This is a genomic window from Escherichia sp. MOD1-EC6021 (assembly GCF_002965245.1).
Taxonomy (GTDB): domain Bacteria; phylum Pseudomonadota; class Gammaproteobacteria; order Enterobacterales; family Enterobacteriaceae; genus Escherichia; species Escherichia coli_F.
The window spans coordinates 86,276-104,014 of sequence record NZ_PTRU01000006.1 but is presented as its reverse complement, the minus strand read 5'-3'; the positions used below and the strand labels follow the sequence as shown (position 1 = coordinate 104,014).

At 50.5% G+C, this 17,739-nt stretch carries 17 protein-coding genes and 1 other RNA gene; 11 read left to right on the top strand and 7 right to left on the bottom strand.

Annotated elements, in window-relative coordinates:
- Window positions 1-51: 51 nt before the first annotated feature.
- Together apt and BEB54_RS09210 are read right to left on the bottom strand one after the other, a co-directional pair.
- Window positions 52-603, bottom strand: a complete 552-nt coding sequence (apt, locus tag BEB54_RS09220) for an adenine phosphoribosyltransferase (protein WP_000127356.1) — start codon at window positions 601-603, stop codon at window positions 52-54.
- A 152-nt stretch (window positions 604-755) separates the two neighbouring features.
- Entirely contained in the window at window positions 756-1,133 is a 378-nt protein-coding gene (locus BEB54_RS09210; protein WP_001188905.1) for a DUF454 family protein, read from the bottom strand.
- A gap of 69 nt (window positions 1,134-1,202) precedes the next feature.
- Here BEB54_RS09210 and priC point away from each other — a divergent pair, with 69 nt between their 5' ends.
- Complete coding sequence (gene priC / locus BEB54_RS09205; protein ID WP_088541926.1) at window positions 1,203-1,730, top strand: primosomal replication protein N''; 528 nt, start codon at window positions 1,203-1,205, stop codon at window positions 1,728-1,730.
- Window positions 1,731-1,743: 13 nt separating this feature from the next.
- Entirely contained in the window at window positions 1,744-1,905 is a 162-nt protein-coding gene (gene rsmS, locus BEB54_RS09200; protein ID WP_000051146.1) for a pleiotropic regulatory protein RsmS, read from the top strand.
- A 211-nt stretch (window positions 1,906-2,116) separates the two neighbouring features.
- Here the strand turns inward: rsmS and mscK are convergent, their stop codons facing one another.
- Complete coding sequence (mscK, locus tag BEB54_RS09195; RefSeq protein WP_105277207.1) at window positions 2,117-5,479, bottom strand: mechanosensitive channel MscK; 3,363 nt, start codon at window positions 5,477-5,479, stop codon at window positions 2,117-2,119.
- 127 nt (window positions 5,480-5,606) lie between these two features.
- On the bottom strand, window positions 5,607-6,254 hold the full coding sequence (gene acrR / locus BEB54_RS09190) for a multidrug efflux transporter transcriptional repressor AcrR (protein ID WP_000101739.1): 648 nt from the start codon (window positions 6,252-6,254) through the stop codon (window positions 5,607-5,609).
- 141 nt (window positions 6,255-6,395) lie between these two features.
- Here acrR and acrA point away from each other — a divergent pair, with 141 nt between their 5' ends.
- The 7 genes from acrA to pdeB all read left to right on the top strand — a co-directional run bounded on the left by acrA (window position 6,396) and on the right by pdeB (window position 14,949).
- Window positions 6,396-7,589 (top strand): multidrug efflux RND transporter periplasmic adaptor subunit AcrA, encoded by a 1,194-nt coding sequence (gene acrA / locus BEB54_RS09185; protein WP_001353399.1) that lies wholly within the window; start codon window positions 6,396-6,398, stop codon window positions 7,587-7,589.
- A gap of 22 nt (window positions 7,590-7,611) precedes the next feature.
- The gene (gene acrB / locus BEB54_RS09180) at window positions 7,612-10,761 is read left to right on the top strand and encodes an efflux RND transporter permease AcrB (protein WP_001132480.1); all 3,150 of its coding nucleotides are present in this window, start codon (window positions 7,612-7,614) and stop codon (window positions 10,759-10,761) included.
- A gap of 546 nt (window positions 10,762-11,307) precedes the next feature.
- Window positions 11,308-11,682, top strand: a complete 375-nt coding sequence (gene tomB, locus BEB54_RS09175; protein WP_000344800.1) for an Hha toxicity modulator TomB — start codon at window positions 11,308-11,310, stop codon at window positions 11,680-11,682.
- A 25-nt stretch (window positions 11,683-11,707) separates the two neighbouring features.
- Window positions 11,708-11,926, top strand: a complete 219-nt coding sequence (locus tag BEB54_RS09170) for an HHA domain-containing protein (RefSeq protein ID WP_001291435.1) — start codon at window positions 11,708-11,710, stop codon at window positions 11,924-11,926.
- A gap of 171 nt (window positions 11,927-12,097) precedes the next feature.
- Entirely contained in the window at window positions 12,098-12,649 is a 552-nt protein-coding gene (maa, locus tag BEB54_RS09165) for a maltose O-acetyltransferase (RefSeq protein ID WP_105277205.1), read from the top strand.
- A gap of 115 nt (window positions 12,650-12,764) precedes the next feature.
- On the top strand, window positions 12,765-13,235 hold the full coding sequence (locus tag BEB54_RS09160) for a YlaC family protein (RefSeq protein ID WP_000136192.1): 471 nt from the start codon (window positions 12,765-12,767) through the stop codon (window positions 13,233-13,235).
- Between the two features lie 163 nt (window positions 13,236-13,398).
- A complete protein-coding gene (gene pdeB / locus BEB54_RS09155; RefSeq protein WP_001353400.1) occupies window positions 13,399-14,949 on the top strand; it encodes a cyclic-guanylate-specific phosphodiesterase PdeB in 1,551 nt (516 codons plus the stop codon).
- 41 nt (window positions 14,950-14,990) lie between these two features.
- Here the strand turns inward: pdeB and BEB54_RS09150 are convergent, their stop codons facing one another.
- The gene (locus BEB54_RS09150) at window positions 14,991-15,344 is read right to left on the bottom strand and encodes a DUF1428 domain-containing protein (protein WP_000878140.1); all 354 of its coding nucleotides are present in this window, start codon (window positions 15,342-15,344) and stop codon (window positions 14,991-14,993) included.
- A gap of 119 nt (window positions 15,345-15,463) precedes the next feature.
- Window positions 15,464-15,560, bottom strand: an RNA gene (gene ffs / locus BEB54_RS09145) — signal recognition particle sRNA small type.
- A gap of 162 nt (window positions 15,561-15,722) precedes the next feature.
- On the opposite strand from ffs, the gene BEB54_RS09140 reads away from it, so the two are divergent.
- A complete protein-coding gene (locus tag BEB54_RS09140; RefSeq protein ID WP_000409907.1) occupies window positions 15,723-16,034 on the top strand; it encodes an MGMT family protein in 312 nt (103 codons plus the stop codon).
- A gap of 30 nt (window positions 16,035-16,064) precedes the next feature.
- On the opposite strand, the gene BEB54_RS09135 is transcribed toward BEB54_RS09140, so the two are convergent.
- Entirely contained in the window at window positions 16,065-16,637 is a 573-nt protein-coding gene (locus BEB54_RS09135; protein WP_021566079.1) for a YbaY family lipoprotein, read from the bottom strand.
- Between the two features lie 217 nt (window positions 16,638-16,854).
- Here BEB54_RS09135 and tesB point away from each other — a divergent pair, with 217 nt between their 5' ends.
- Window positions 16,855-17,715, top strand: coding sequence for an acyl-CoA thioesterase II (tesB, locus tag BEB54_RS09130; RefSeq protein ID WP_000075876.1), 861 nt, complete (start codon window positions 16,855-16,857; stop codon window positions 17,713-17,715).
- The last annotated feature ends 24 nt before the right edge of the window (window positions 17,716-17,739 follow it).

Genomic DNA, 17,739 nt, shown 5'->3' with positions numbered 1-17,739 from the left:
AATGCACATCTTGTGCTGCCCGTAGCGTGAGCAGCGCAAGACTGACGATAATTAATGGCCCGGGAACGGAACAAGGCTGTAGCTGGTAATGCCCTGTTTTTCGAGACGCTGTTCGCCGCCGAGATCGAACAGGTTGATAATGAACGCAGCATCAGCCACTTCACCACCCAGACGACGGATCAGTTTAACGGTCGCTTCGATAGTGCCGCCGGTTGCCAGCAGGTCGTCCACCACCAGAACTTTGTCGCCCGGTTTGATGGCATCAACGTGGATTTCCAGCTGATCGGTGCCGTATTCCAGATCGTAAGTTTCACTGATGGTCTCACGCGGCAGTTTGCCCGGTTTACGGACCGGTACAAAGCCAACGCCCAGACCCAGAGCTACCGGAGCGCCAAACAAGAAGCCACGCGCTTCGGTGCCGACAACTTTGGTAATGCCCGCATTTTTGTAACGCTCAACCAGCAAGTCGATGCTGAGAGCGTAAGCTTTCGGGTCTTCCAGTAAGCTGGTGACATCACGGAAAAGAATGCCGGGTTTTGGGTAGTCCTGAATGCTTTTGATGCTATTTTTGAGATACTCAAGCTGCTGTGCAGTCGCGGTCATAAGTGTATGCCTGCTTGTTACGGTGGTACTCACGGCGCGTTTTAAACGTATCAAAAGTAACAGTTGTTTAACCTTTGACCGCCTGCGCCTGTGCTCGAAAACGCCAGAATGTACTGGCTGTACGCAATAATTGCAACTGCGATTGTTGTGCTTCAGTGCTTTTCTTGCTTTTCATCAATCACCGGAATTCGCCACATATAAAAAAGCAAACAGGCGAGAATTACCAGCAACATGATGCGCACCCATGGCATCTGGACGAACCACAAAGAAATGGCAAACGTGAGCAAAATAAGCAAAATCGCCCGCGGTTTGACGCCGCGCGGCATCGCATGATGTTTCTGCCAGAAACGTAGATAGCTGCCAAACCATGAGCGGTACAGCAACCAGGCGTGAAAGCGCGGGGAAGAACGGGCAAAGCACCAGGCCGCCAGCAGGATAAACGGCGTCGTCGGTAATACCGGTAATACCACGCCTAGCGTACCCAGCACTACCGCCAGCCAGCCAATGATGATTAAAATGATTCGTTGCATATTGAGTGTTGTCAGCTTACAGAGTGGCTACTTTAGCATAACAATTATCATTTTCATTGAGGTCTTATCGTGAAAACCGCCCTGCTGCTGGAAAAACTGGAAGGACAGCTCGCCACGCTGCGTCAGCGTTGTGCCCCGGTAGCGCAATTTGCCACGCTAAGTGCCCGTTTTGACAGGCACCTTTTTCAGACCCGTGCGACAACACTACAGGCTTGTCTCGATGAGGCGGGCGATAATCTGGCTGCGCTTCGTCATGCGGTTGAGCAGCAACAGCTGCCGCAAGTGGCCTGGCTGGCGGAACATCTGGCTGCACAACTGGAAGCCATCGCGCGTGAAGCCTCCGCCTGGTCATTGCGCGAGTGGGACAGTGCGCCACCGAAAATTGCCCGCTGGCAGCGTAAACGTATTCAGCATCAGGATTTTGAGCGGCGACTTCGTGAGATGGTTGCCGAACGTAAAGCCCGCCTGGCGCGGGTGACCGATCTCGTGGAACAGCAAACGCTGCATCGTGAAGTAGAAGCTTATGAAGCGCGCCTGGCACGCTGCCGCCATGCGCTGGAAAAAATCGAAAACAGGTTAGCGCGTTTAACCCGCTAGCAATGGAGAGAGTATGTCACTGGAAAATGCCCCTGACGATGTCAAACTGGCTGTCGATTTGATTGTGCTGCTGGAAGAAAATCAGATCCCAGCGCGCACCGTGCTGCGTGCGCTGGATATTGTAAAACGCGATTATGAAAAGAAATTAACGCGCGATGATGAGGCGGAAAAGTGAGAAATAAATGGGGCCGCTAAATGTCCCCTAAGATTGCGGGCAAACGCAAAACTGCCTGATGCGCTACGCTTATCAGGCCTACACCGCTCCTGCAATATATTGAATTCTTGCGGTTTCGTAGGCCGGATAAGGCGGTCACGCCGCATCCGGCATGAACAACGCGCACTTTGTCAGTAATCTCGGGGCAACTAAATGTCGCCCCCTTTGGTTATTACCCAACCGCTGGTGTCGGATCGTCGCCTTTGTAGTCGCGTTTTACTTCCGTCACCTCATCGCCCTTCTCGTTGTGCAGATGCACTTCAAGCTGGTTAAAGGCAATGTTGATGTCGTTTTCACGGCACAGCTGATCAATAGTACGGTTCAGCTCATCGACAGTACGACTGCGGTCACGCAGTTCACGCACGTACAGGCGCAGCTCGTGATCCAACGTGCTGGCACCAAACGCCGTAAAGAAGACTTCCGGCATGGGTTCGTGCATCACCCTTGGGTGCTCAGTCGCCGCCTTCAGCAACACTTTACGCACTTTTTCCAGATCGGAGCCATAGGCCACGCCCAGGCGGATCACCAGACGCGTGGTGGTGTCGGTTAACGACCAGTTGATCAGACGCTCGGTAACAAACGCTTTGTTCGGGATGATCACTTCTTTGCGATCGAAATCGGTAATCGTTGTCGCACGAATACGAATCTTACTTACCGTCCCCGAGAAGCTACCAATGGTTACCGTATCGCCAATGCGCACCGGACGTTCGAACAGGATAATCAAACCGGAGACGAAGTTACCGAAGATCTCTTGTAAACCAAAACCAAGACCTACGGATAATGCCGCCGCCAGCCACTGGAGTTTATCCCACGAGACACCCAGCGATCCGAACACCGTCATCGCACCAACGGCAATGATGATGTAGTTAAGGATGGTAGTAATGGCATACGACGCGCCCTGGCGCATATTCAGTCGCGAGAGCACCAATACTTCCAGCAAACCAGGCAGGTTGCGAATCAACGCCCAGGCTACCATTGAGGCGATAATCGCAAACAACAGACTGCCCATGGTGACGTTTTTCACCACCGCAGCGCCAGCTTCAGTGCCGTTGTAATGCCAGAGCGTAATGCTGTCGAGATAGCTGAACACGGTAATCAAATCTGACCAAATCGCCCAGAACATGACACCGAACAGCGCAAACATCAGCAACATGGTAATACGCAGCGTCTGCTGGTTAACCTGCTCCAGTGCAATGGTGGGTTCTTCCGGCGGTTCAGCCCCTTCTGCGCCCTCTTTCACCAGATTCTGCCGACGCGCCAGCGCACGACGCCAGGCGATACGCCGCGCCGCTACGCTTAAGCCGCGCAATACCGTCTGGTACAGCAGGTTCCAGATGATCACCAAATAAACGGTTTCAATCCAACGCCCGGAGAGGCGCAGCGTGGTGTAGAAATAACCCGTGGCGGTCAGCACCATCAACGCAATCGGGATAATCGACAGTACGGTAATGGTGACCAGTCGCATGGTGTGCGACTCTTTATCACGCCAGCTTTCGCGGCACATCGGCCACACCAGGAAGGCAATCAGCAGCAAGTTGAAGAAAATCATCGCCTGCCCCAGCACATCATCCATCAGATGCAGCGGGGAAAGTTCTGCCACCACAGACCAGAAATGGATAGGCAGCAACGCGAGACTGATGCGGACAATTTGCCGACGCCAGTGGCTGGTCTGCTGTTCCGGCATGCCGAAGTGACGCACGGCAACGCCATTTTTCTCCAGTACCTTCCAGCACAGGCCAAACACCAGCCAGAAAATCGCCAGTTTTTTACTGAACGACCACAGCAGTTCGCTGATGTTGAGCTGCATGGTTAGCAGAATCAGACCAACCGCGAGAATAATCAGGCACACCGGCAGCGCACGGATCAGGTCGATAAGGATCGCTTTTGGTGTGTTGAGCTGGCTGTCGTTACGCAGGGAACCCACAGCGGAAGCCAGTTTTTGTTGATACGCTTTCAGCCATCCCAGACGCCAGTGGATCAGCCCGGCAATTAATAGCAGTGGTAAACCAGCGAGGAAAGCGATAAAGACGGCAGGCCAGGCTTTTTCCCAGTTTACCGTGATCTTCATCGACTTAAATTCATCTTTCAGCGTTTGTGGGAACGCTTTGATCCAGTCCCAGTCCATTGGACGGTTACTGTTCACCCAAAAGATTTGCTGAGTCAGGATCGATTTCAGGTTTTTCGACACGCTCATTAACTGCTGCTGGTTGATTTGCAGGTTAATGGCCATCATCAACTGGTTACCCAACTGTTTATTAAGCTGATCCAGCAGTTCGCGACGCATATCCACAACCTGGAGTAATGCGTCATGAACTTCACTGTTAACTTCGTTGGCGTGGCCTTCTTCCAGCTTGTTAACGAACGCATCACTCTGGAAGAGCGCATCACGCTGCTGGTTGACTTCAAACTGTTCGAGACGCAAATCCGCGATGCGGTTGGTCATGTTTTCCAGTTCATCCGCCGAGGGCAGCGTTTGTTGTTGCTGGTAAAGGATACGAGACAACAGCAGGCTGCCCTTCAGGACGGCAATCTGCTCTTTAATATTGCGTTCCGATTGCAGCGCCCGCTCCAGCCAGTTTTTGACTTTAATGTTTTGCTGCATCAACTGATTACCGTTTTCAGTCGCGGTAATCAGACGCTGACTTAACTGCTGGTTAATTTCCAGTTCCTGCTTCACCAGCGGATTAGCCTGAATACGTGCAGCTTCATCCGGAGAGACGGCTTCCTGCGCCGTTTTTTCGGTTAAGGTCAGGCGCTTACTGTTTACCGCTTCTTGCAACAGTTGCAACTGGTGTTCCAGACGAGCACTGTTCGCCGTCACGTAATCACGCTGCTTTTGCAAGGTATCCTGTAAGACGGTGTTCCCTTCCAGGCTTTTACGCTGCTGGTCAATCTCGGCATTCAGCAAAGCCTGCTGAGCCTGCATTAACACTTTCTGGCTGGGACGTAAGGCAGTCTCGCCGACATCAGTGCCATCCAGGCGGCTGCGAATTTGTTGCAGCTGCTGCGAAGCGTTATACATCGCATTTTGCACGCGTTCGGGCTGCGTCTGTAACGAAACCAGCTGGCTGTTATAAGACGCCAGATCGTTTTGTGCGTTTTGCAAATCGTCCAGCGCCTGGGCAACGCGAGTTTCCAGCTGGCGCAACGAAAGCGTGCTCAGAATTTTGCGCGTTTCTTCGTCGTTATCGACATCGCTAAGTGCTGTTAACGCCGCGGTCGCCTGACGCATTTTTTCCGGCGCTTCAGCGACTTTTTGCCGTAGCTGAACTGTCTCTTCTTTTATGCGATCGATTTTATCGAGGGTGGCTAATGTATCTGTCAGATCCTGCTGCACCAGTTTGTCCTGAGCAGAAAGATCTTTTTGTTTATTCAGTGAGTCAAGTTGTGCCTGCAGGTCCGCTTTTGTCGGCAGATCACCATTCGATGGCGCCCGCGCAAACGCCGCATTCTGGCATAACAAGACCAAAACAAAAGCAATGAATGCTGAAAAAACAAAATGCCGTGATCGTTTGTAATACTGGAACATAGTCATGATGAATGAAGGTTTCTGAACCTGAAGAACGACCTGAAAAAGTCAAACCGCAAGAATATCACGACGCAATGAACCAGAATAGCAACGGCGAAAATGTCCAGGAAAAATCCTGGAGTCAGATTCAGGGTTATTCGTTAGTGGCAGGGTAACGAAGCGTGGGGCACAGGAGATACATCTCCAGTAAGATGGCGACGTAATCGCGGGCTTCTTTTTTAAGATCAAAAGATTGCGGGGCAAAGAGCCAGTTTTCCATCAGGCCGGAAATATAGCCGCGCATAATAATTGCTGCGCGACGCGTCATTAAATCCGCAGGCAACATTTTCGCTTCAATACAATGTTTTAACGTTTGTTCTATACGGTCATAACTCTCCAGACAGAGATTACGTTGTGCCTGTTGCACAACAGCCATTTCTCCGACAAATTCGCATTTGTGGAATATAATCTCCATCAATAATCGACGCCGTTCTTCTGTCACCGTGGATTCAAGAACATGAATTAATATCTCTCTTAATACTGAGAGTGGATCGCCAGGGAATTTTGCCTGATACTCAAGCTCTAGTTCACCAATATTGGATTCTGACAGTTCCCAGATCTCACTGAACAAATCCGACTTGTCTTTAAAATGCCAGTAGATTGCACCGCGCGTAACGCCAGCTGCTTTTGCAATCTCGCCCAGCGAGGTGGATGATACCCCCTGCTGTGAGAAAAGACGTAAAGCCACATCGAGGATGTGTTGGCGCGTTTCCTGCGCTTCTTGTTTGGTTTTTCGTGCCATATGTTCGTGAATTTACAGGCGTTAGATTTACATACATTTGTGAATGTATGTACCATAGCACGACGATAATATAAACGCAGCAATGGGTTTATTAACTTTTGACCATTGACCAATTTGAAATCGGACACTCGAGGTTTACATATGAACAAAAACAGAGGGTTTACGCCTCTGGCGGTCGTTCTGATGCTCTCAGGCAGCTTAGCCCTAACAGGATGTGACGACAAACAGGCCCAACAAGGTGGCCAGCAGATGCCCGCCGTTGGCGTAGTTACAGTCAAAACTGAACCTCTGCAGATCACAACCGAGCTTCCGGGTCGCACCAGTGCCTACCGGATCGCAGAAGTTCGTCCTCAAGTTAGCGGGATTATCCTGAAGCGTAATTTCAAAGAAGGTAGCGACATCGAAGCAGGTGTCTCTCTCTATCAGATTGATCCTGCGACCTATCAGGCGACATACGACAGTGCGAAAGGCGATTTAGCGAAAGCCCAGGCTGCAGCCAATATCGCGCAATTGACGGTGAATCGTTATCAGAAACTGCTGGGTACGCAGTACATCAGTAAGCAAGAGTACGATCAGGCTCTGGCTGATGCGCAACAGGCGAATGCCGCGGTAACTGCGGCGAAAGCTGCCGTTGAAACTGCGCGTATCAATCTGGCTTACACCAAAGTCACCTCTCCAATTAGCGGCCGCATTGGTAAGTCAAACGTGACGGAAGGTGCCCTGGTGCAAAACGGTCAGGCGACTGCGCTGGCAACCGTGCAGCAACTTGATCCGATCTACGTTGATGTGACTCAGTCCAGCAACGACTTCCTGCGCCTGAAACAGGAACTGGCAAATGGCACGCTGAAACAAGAGAACGGCAAAGCCAAAGTGTCGCTGATCACCAGTGACGGCATTAAGTTCCCACAGGACGGTACGCTGGAGTTCTCTGACGTTACTGTCGATCAGACCACCGGGTCTATCACCCTACGCGCTATCTTCCCGAACCCGGATCACACTCTGCTGCCGGGTATGTTCGTGCGCGCACGTCTGGAAGAAGGGCTTAATCCAAACGCCATTTTAGTCCCGCAACAAGGTGTAACCCGTACGCCGCGTGGCGATGCTACCGTACTGGTGGTAGGCGCGGATGACAAAGTGGAAACCCGTCCGATCGTTGCAAGCCAGGCTATTGGCGATAAGTGGCTGGTGACAGAAGGTCTGAAAGCAGGCGATCGCGTAGTAATAAGTGGGCTGCAGAAAGTGCGTCCTGGTGTCCAGGTAAAAGCACAAGAAGTTACCGCTGATAATAACCAGCAAGCCGCAAGCGGTACTCAGCCTGAACAGTCCAAGTCTTAACTTAAACAGGAGCCGTTAAGACATGCCTAATTTCTTTATCGATCGCCCGATTTTTGCGTGGGTGATCGCCATTATCATCATGTTGGCAGGGGGGCTGGCGATCCTCAAACTGCCGGTGGCGCAATATCCTACGATTGCTCCGCCGGCAGTAACGATCTCCGCCTCCTACCCTGGCGCTGATGCGAAAACAGTGCAGGACACGGTGACACAGGTTATCGAACAGAATATGAATGGTATCGATAACCTGATGTACATGTCCTCTAACAGTGACTCCACGGGTACCGTGCAGATCACCCTGACCTTTGAGTCTGGTACTGATGCGGATATCGCGCAGGTTCAGGTGCAGAACAAACTGCAGCTGGCAATGCCGTTGCTGCCGCAAGAAGTACAGCAGCAAGGGGTGAGCGTTGAGAAATCGTCCAGTAGCTTCCTGATGGTTGTCGGCGTTATCAACACCGATGGCACCATGACGCAGGAGGATATCTCCGACTACGTGGCGGCGAATATGAAAGACGCCATCAGCCGTACGTCGGGCGTGGGTGACGTTCAGCTGTTCGGTTCACAGTATGCGATGCGTATCTGGATGAACCCGAATGAACTGAACAAATTCCAGCTAACGCCGGTTGATGTCATTACCGCCATCAAAGCGCAGAACGCCCAGGTTGCGGCGGGTCAGCTCGGTGGTACGCCGCCGGTGAAAGGCCAACAGCTTAACGCCTCTATTATTGCTCAGACGCGTCTGACCTCTACTGAAGAGTTCGGCAAAATCCTGCTGAAAGTGAATCAGGATGGTTCCCGCGTGCTGCTGCGTGACGTCGCGAAAATTGAGCTGGGTGGTGAGAACTACGACATCATCGCAGAGTTTAACGGCCAACCGGCTTCTGGTCTGGGGATCAAGCTGGCGACGGGCGCGAACGCGCTGGATACCGCTGCGGCAATCCGTGCTGAACTGGCGAAGATGGAACCGTTCTTCCCGTCGGGTCTGAAAATTGTTTACCCGTACGACACCACACCGTTCGTGAAAATCTCTATTCACGAAGTGGTAAAAACGCTGGTCGAAGCGATCATCCTCGTGTTCCTGGTTATGTATCTGTTCTTGCAGAACTTCCGCGCGACGTTGATTCCGACCATTGCCGTACCGGTGGTATTGCTTGGGACCTTTGCCGTCCTTGCCGCCTTTGGCTTCTCGATAAACACGCTAACAATGTTCGGGATGGTGCTCGCCATCGGCCTGTTGGTGGATGACGCCATCGTTGTGGTAGAAAACGTTGAGCGTGTGATGGCGGAAGAAGGTTTGCCGCCAAAAGAAGCCACCCGTAAGTCGATGGGGCAGATTCAGGGCGCTCTGGTCGGTATCGCGATGGTACTGTCGGCGGTATTCGTACCGATGGCCTTCTTTGGCGGTTCTACTGGTGCTATCTATCGTCAGTTCTCTATTACCATTGTTTCAGCAATGGCGCTGTCGGTACTGGTGGCGTTGATTCTGACTCCGGCTCTTTGTGCCACCATGCTGAAACCGATTGCCAAAGGCGATCACGGAGAAGGTAAAAAAGGCTTCTTCGGCTGGTTTAACCGCATGTTCGAGAAGAGCACGCACCACTACACCGACAGCGTAGGCGGTATTCTGCGCAGTACGGGGCGTTACCTGGTGCTGTATCTAATCATCGTGGTCGGCATGGCCTATCTGTTTGTGCGTCTGCCAAGCTCCTTCTTGCCAGATGAGGACCAGGGCGTATTTATGACCATGGTTCAGCTGCCAGCAGGTGCAACGCAGGAACGTACGCAGAAAGTGCTCAATGAGGTAACGAATTACTATCTGACCAAAGAAAAGAACAACGTTGAGTCGGTGTTCGCCGTTAACGGCTTCGGCTTTGCGGGACGAGGTCAGAATACCGGTATTGCGTTCGTTTCCTTGAAGGACTGGGCCGATCGTCCGGGCGAAGAAAACAAAGTTGAAGCGATTACCATGCGTGCAACACGCGCTTTCTCGCAAATCAAAGATGCGATGGTTTTCGCCTTTAACCTGCCCGCAATCGTGGAACTGGGTACTGCAACCGGCTTTGACTTTGAGCTGATTGACCAGGCTGGCCTTGGTCACGAAAAACTGACTCAGGCGCGTAACCAGCTGCTTGCAGAAGCAGCGAAGCACCCTGATATGTTGACCAGCGTACGTCCAAACGGTCTGGAAGATACCCCGCAGTTTAAGATTGATATCGACCAGGAAAAAGCGCAGGCGCTGGGTGTTTCTATCAACGACATTAACACCACTCTGGGCGCTGCATGGGGCGGTAGCTATGTGAACGACTTTATCGACCGCGGTCGTGTGAAGAAAGTTTACGTCATGTCAGAAGCGAAATACCGTATGCTGCCGGATGATATCGGCGACTGGTATGTTCGTGCTGCTGATGGTCAGATGGTGCCGTTCTCGGCGTTCTCCTCTTCTCGTTGGGAGTACGGTTCGCCGCGTCTGGAACGTTACAACGGCCTGCCATCCATGGAAATCTTAGGCCAGGCAGCACCGGGTAAAAGTACCGGTGAAGCAATGGAGCTGATGGAACAACTGGCGAGTAAACTGCCTACCGGTGTTGGCTATGACTGGACGGGGATGTCCTATCAGGAACGTCTCTCCGGCAACCAGGCACCTTCACTATACGCGATTTCGTTGATTGTCGTGTTCCTGTGTCTGGCGGCGCTGTACGAGAGCTGGTCGATTCCGTTCTCCGTTATGCTGGTCGTTCCGCTGGGGGTTATCGGTGCCTTGCTGGCAGCCACCTTCCGTGGCCTGACCAATGACGTGTACTTCCAGGTAGGCCTGCTCACAACCATTGGGTTGTCGGCGAAGAACGCGATACTTATCGTCGAATTCGCCAAAGACTTGATGGATAAAGAAGGTAAAGGTCTGATTGAAGCGACGCTTGATGCGGTGCGGATGCGTTTACGTCCGATCCTGATGACCTCGCTGGCGTTTATCCTCGGCGTTATGCCGCTGGTTATCAGTACTGGTGCTGGTTCCGGCGCGCAGAACGCAGTAGGTACCGGTGTAATGGGCGGGATGGTGACCGCAACGGTACTGGCAATCTTCTTCGTCCCGGTATTCTTTGTGGTGGTTCGCCGCCGCTTTAGCCGCAAGAATGAAGATATCGAGCACAGCCATACTGTCGATCATCATTGATACAACGTGTAATCACTAAGGCCGCGCAAGCGGCCTTTTTTAGATGCATAACCTACGAGTTGAATGGGGAACTGAACAATCAACTCAGAATCTCATATGAAAACCAGTATTAACTTCGCATAAAATTCATAAAAAATACTGATTGTTAGTTAATTTATATTAAGCAGGGCTAATAGATTTAATAATCCATAATCATTTAGAGGCTTTTCTTAATTATTTGCGGTAATTCTTTATTCATTCCTCGGTTATTACGACATATTCAGAGCATTCCTGGTATTAGTGTGACCAATTTCATCAGGCGATAATCTTGAAATGTTATGAACAGTTCGAGCAAACTGCTTTTACCTGCAGCGGGTTGGTGCTAGTATGAAAAAATGAGTCCTATCCCGCTTCCTTCCTATTTGTAATTTTTCGTAATAATGCGATGAAAACCTGCAAAGAGTGGCTTATAGTTAAGCTAACAAACGAGAGGGCAAGTCCAGGTCAGTAAGTTTTTTCCATCCCGAAAGGTGTCCGTTAGTTCAACCGCTAAGAAGGGGACGCGTTATGGATGAATACTCACCCAAAAGACATGATATCGCACAGCTTAAGTTTCTCTGTGAAACCCTGTATCATGATTGCCTTGCAAACCTTGAAGAAAGCAACCATGGCTGGGTTAACGACCCAACCTCGGCGATCAACCTCCAGTTGAATGAACTGATTGAGCATATTGCGACCTTCGCACTTAATTACAAAATTAAGTATAATGAAGACAATAAGCTCATTGAGCAGATCGACGAATATCTGGATGACACCTTTATGTTGTTCAGTAGTTATGGTATTAATATGCAGGATCTTCAAAAATGGCGGAAGTCAGGTAATCGACTATTCCGTTGTTTTGTCAATGCGACGAAAGAGAATCCTGCGAGTTTATCTTGTTAGAATTATTACAACCATGGGTAGAAGTATGTCCGAAAAACCTTTAACGAAAACCGATTATTTAATGCGTTTGCGTCGTTGCCAGACAATTGACACGCTGGAGCGTGTTATCGAGAAAAATAAATACGAATTATCAGATAATGAACTGGCGGTATTTTACTCAGCCGCAGATCACCGCCTCGCCGAATTGACTATGAATAAACTGTACGACAAGATCCCTTCCTCAGTATGGAAATTTATTCGCTAATAAATAATTGGCTTTCGGAGCTATAACCAGCTGTTTATTAAGAATTTTATACTTTATCGCCATGAAGGCGCACCCTATGTGATCTTCATCACACAGACGTAATGGGAACGTTCTCTTCACTGACTTTTCGTCTTACTGTGTTGCCGCATTTTCAGCAACCGGAGGTCAGTAATGAGCACAGAAAAAGAAAAGATGATTGCTGGTGAGTTGTATCGCTCGGCAGATGAGACGTTATCTCGCGATCGCCTGCGCGCTCGTCAGCTTATTCACCGATACAATCATTCCCTGGCGGAAGAGGAAACATTACGCCAGCAAATTCTCGCTGAATTATTCGGTCAGGTGACAGAGGCTTATATTGAGCCAACGTTTCGCTGTGACTATGGCTATAACATTTTTCTCGGCAATAATTTTTTCGCCAACTTCGATTGCGTGATGCTTGATGTCTGCCCTATTCGCATCGGTGATAACTGTATGTTAGCGCCAGGTGTTCATATCTACACGGCAACACATCCCATCGACCCTGTAGCACGTAATAGCGGTGTTGAACTGGGGAAACCCGTCACCATCGGTAATAACGTCTGGATTGGCGGACGCGCAGTCATTAACCCTGGTGTGACCATTGGTGATAACGTCGTGGTAGCCTCAGGTGCAGTTGTCACAAAAGATGTCCCGGACAATGTTGTCGTGGGCGGTAATCCAGCCAGAATCATTAAAAAATTGTAACCTGTTTTTCGCAACTGTTATGCAAAATCGTGGCAAATCTGTTACTTTCCCTCTACTATTCCCACGTTAAAATAGGGTGTTCCCTGGAAAGTTGCAGATACCACGAAGGCAAACGATGACCGAAATACAACGCCTGCTGACCGAAACGATTGAGTCTCTGAATACCCGCGAAAAACGCGACAACAAACCCCGCTTTAGTATCAGTTTTATCCGTAAACATCCGGGGCTGTTTATCGGTATGTACGTTGCTTTTTTTGCCACCCTGGCGGTGATGTTGCAGTCCGAAACGCTGTCAGGCTCTGTCTGGCTACTGGTTGTATTATTTATCCTGCTTAATGGTTTCTTCTTTTTCGATGTCTACCCACGCTACCGCTATGAAGATATCGACGTGCTTGATTTCCGCGTTTGCTATAACGGCGAATGGTACAACACGCGCTTTGTACCTGCCGCGCTGGTTGAAGCCATCTTGAACTCTCCGCGTGTCGCGGATGTTCATAAAGAACAACTGCAAAAAATGATCGTCCGTAAAGGTGAACTGTCTTTTTACGATATTTTTACCCTCGCTCGCGCCGAATCAACATCTTAAGTTAGGATTACATACCAGGCGTAAAGCTCTACGCCTGGTCAAATGACAACGATCGTTTCCACCCATCGCTTCATGAAATACCAGCTCTACCTCCTTATCTCCTGCCAGCCTTTTTCCACAATCAGATATACTTTCCCTACACTGTGTTAATAAGGATATGCTGGTGAGAACACGACATCTGGTCAGCCTGATTTCGGGAGTACTGATTCTTTCAGTATTACTGCCTGTCGGCTTAAGCATCTGGCTGGCCCATCAGCAAGTACAAACATCGTTTATTGAAGAGCTGAATACTTATTCCTCCCGCGTCGCTATTCGGGCCAATAAGGTGGCGATACAAGGGAAAGATGCTCTGCAGGAGCTGGAAAGGTGGCAAGGTGCGGCCTGTAGCGCAGCCCATCTCATGAAAATGCGTCGGGTATCTTACAGCTATCGCTATATTCAGGAAGTGGTCTATATCGATAACAACGTTCCCCAGTGTTCGTCTCTGGAGCATGAAAGCCCACCCGATGCCTTCCCCGAGCCAGGTAAAATTTCGAAAGATGGTTATCGGGTCTGGTTAACATCGCATAACGATTTAGGCATTATCCGTTACATGGTCGCTATAGGAACGGCACATTATGTCGTCATGATCGACCCCGCTTCCTTTATTGATGTCATTCCCTATAGCTCATGGCAAATTGATGCCGCCATTATTGGCAATGCCCATAATGTTGTCATAACCAGCAGCGATGAAATTGCTCAGGGAATTATTACCAGGCTACAAAAAACACCCGGTGAGCATATCGAAAATAATGGAATTATTTACGATATCCAGCCCTTCCCGGAGATGAATATTTCGATCATCACCTGGGCTTCAACGAAAATGTTGCAGAAAGGCTGGCATCGGCAAGTCTTTATTTGGTTACCGCTCGGGTTGGTGATTGGCCTGCTGGCAGCGATGTTTGTGCTGCGTATTTTGCGCCGTATCCAGTCACCGCATCATCGGCTGCAGGATGCTATCGAAAATCGTGATATTTGCGTGCACTATCAGCCGATTGTCTCCTTAGCCAATGGAAAAATTGTCGGTGCTGAGGCACTGGCGCGCTGGCCGCAGACAGACGGTAGTTGGTTGTCACCAGATAGTTTTATTCCGCTGGCACAGCAAACGGGGCTTTCTGAGCCGTTGACGCTACTGATTATAAAAAGTGTCTTTGAAGATATGGGCGACTGGCTGCGTCAGCATCCGCAGCAGCATATTTCGATCAATCTTGAATCCACCGTGCTCACCTCGGAAAAAATCCCGCAATTGCTGCGTGAAATGATCAATCACTATCAGGTTAATCCCAGACAGATCGCGCTTGAACTCACTGAACGCGAGTTTGCCGATCCGAAAACCAGCGCCCCGATAATTTCTCGCTACCGGGAGGCGGGCCATGAAATTTATCTCGATGATTTTGGTACGGGGTATTCAAGTTTAAGCTATTTACAGGATCTGGATGTCGACATTCTGAAGATCGATAAATCTTTCGTTGATGCGCTGGAATATAAAAATGTCACGCCACATATCATCGAAATGGCAAAAACACTGAAACTGAAAATGGTAGCGGAGGGAATCGAAACCAGTAAACAAGAAGAGTGGCTACGCCAGCATGGCGTGCACTACGGCCAGGGCTGGCTCTATAGCAAGGCATTACCGAAAGAGGATTTCTTACGCTGGGCCGAGCAACATTTGTGAATTTTTGGGCTGACGGCACGCCGCACAGCCCGTCACGCTACCTATTCGTCGATGATTGACTCGAATCCGCCATAGATCATTCGCTTGCCATCAAACGGCATGGACTCGCCGAACTCCTTCATCCGTGGGTCCGACATCATCTTTTGATTAGCAGCGTCGCGGACCTCTTTTGAAGGGTATTCAATCCAGCTAAAGACAACCTCTTCATTCTCTTCCGCTTTCACCGCCATACGAAAATCGGTCACTTTGCCATCCGGTACATCGCTGGCCCAGCATTCGACAATACGAAGCGCGCCAAACTCTTTAAACAATGGCGCGGCCTTAGCGGCCATTTCCCGATAGGCATCCTTTTTATCGGCAGGAACGGCAACCACAAAACCATCAACATACTTCATCAGACATACCTCCGAAGCGTACTGCGCAGCCAGACAATTCTTGCGACGTCAGTTGTGGTTAAAGTTTAGCCATGTTGGGATTTTTTGACGAAACGGGGGGAGGCAGAAATGGGTGGGGGCCCTGCCAGCTACATCCCGGCACACACGTCATCTGCCTTGGCTGCTTCCTTCCGGACCTGACCTGGTAAACAGAGTAGCGTTGCGGGAGAACCAACAGAGCCCCCATTGAGAGCGTTGAGAACCAACGCGCAGGCGCATTATCACTGCTGCCCCGGCTAATTGCAACCCATTGCGTGCCAGATGCTGGTTTCTTGCGCAATGCGGCTTCACTCGGGCGTTTTTCCAGATTATGCTGAAAAATTACCTCAGGAAGAAAAGATGGAAAAAGAAGATTCATTTCCCCAACGCGTCTGGCAAATCGTAGCCGCTATTCCCGAAGGCTATGTCACCACTTACGGTGATGTGGCGAAACTGGCGGGCTCGCCCCGCGCCGCGCGCCAGGTGGGTGGTGTGTTAAAGCGTCTCCCGGAAGGCAGCACCTTGCCCTGGCATCGGGTGGTTAATCGCCACGGCACCATTTCGCTAACCGGACCGGATTTACAGCGTCAGCGACAGGCATTACTGGCAGAAGGTGTGATGGTGTCAGGAAGAGGGCAAATCGACTTGCAGCGTTATCGCTGGAACTACTAACCCTCTCCGGGCGGAGAGGGTTAACTTCGCTTAATATTGCGTAGGAGCTGGAACTGCCGAAGACGGATTCACCTGGGTTGGTGAAGTTGATGGTACGGTAGTCGTTGCGCCCCCGCTGGCCTGAACCGGCACGGCGGTTTGCTGCACCGGCACCAATGTCAGGTCAGCTTTAGTTCCGCCCTGGTTGATCACCGGCTGAACGGTATCGGTAATAAATACCAGTTTGTCATTCACGGTAATCGCCGCACTCAACAGAATACGCGCGTTCGGCTGAACATCTGCCGGGTTAAATGGCAGAACAAAGCTGAATGGTGACTGTTTGCCTTCGGTACGCACCGCTTTCTGCGCCAGTACTTTTGACGGTGCATCGGCTAACGACGCGTCAGAAAGTGTCACGGTCAGCACGGCATCAGGCGGCAGTGCGACTTTCTGACGGATCCAGACGGTACCGGAAACATTCGGTTGCTGGATAGCAGGTTGCTGTGTTGCTGAAATAGAGGTATTTGCAGCCGGTGCTGGCGTCTGAATATCCGCGCTTTTATCTGCGCAAGCCGCCAACGCAATCGCAACCGCTAAACCACTGACCATGTGCACGAGTTTCATTCACTTCTCCTTATTATCAATGCACCAGCGGGCTAACTTTCCTCGCCGGAAGAGTGGTTAACAAAATAGTAACGTCAACAAGTGTGGCACACATCACGCATTTCTGCCTGTAATTGGCTAGTAATTCAGACTATTGCACCCATCGGACCAGTGGCAAATTTGCGTTATACTCAACTCACTTTGGCTTGCTGCGGCAGCTTTGTTACTGGAGAGTTATATGAGTCAGGCGCTAAAAAATTTACTGACATTGTTAAATCTGGAAAAAATTGAGGAAGGACTCTTTCGCGGCCAGAGTGAAGATTTAGGTTTACGCCAGGTGTTTGGCGGCCAGGTCGTGGGTCAGGCCTTGTATGCTGCAAAAGAGACCGTCCCTGAAGAGCGGCTGGTACATTCGTTTCACAGCTACTTTCTTCGCCCAGGCGACAGTAAGAAGCCGATTATTTATGATGTCGAAACGCTGCGTGACGGTAACAGCTTCAGCGCCCGCCGGGTTGCTGCTATTCAAAACGGTAAACCGATTTTCTATATGACAGCCTCTTTCCAGGCTCCGGAAGCGGGTTTCGAACATCAAAAAACAATGCCGTCCGCGCCAGCGCCTGATGGCCTGCCTTCGGAAACGCAAATCGCCCAATCGCTGGCGCACCTGCTGCCGCCAGTGCTGAAAGATAAATTCATCTGCGATCGTCCGCTGGAAGTCCGTCCGGTGGAGTTTCATAACCCACTGAAAGGACATGTCGCAGAACCACATCGTCAGGTGTGGATCCGCGCAAATGGTAGCGTACCGGATGATCTGCGCGTTCATCAGTATCTGCTCGGTTACGCTTCTGACCTTAATTTCCTGCCGGTAGCTTTACAGCCGCACGGCATCGGTTTTCTCGAACCAGGGATTCAGATAGCAACCATCGACCATTCCATGTGGTTCCATCGCCCGTTTAATTTGAATGAATGGCTGCTGTATAGCGTGGAGAGCACCTCGGCGTCCAGCGCACGCGGCTTTGTGCGCGGTGAGTTTTATACCCAGGACGGCGTGCTGGTTGCCTCGACCGTTCAGGAAGGGGTAATGCGTAATCACAATTAAAAAAACAGCCGGAGGTGAAAACCG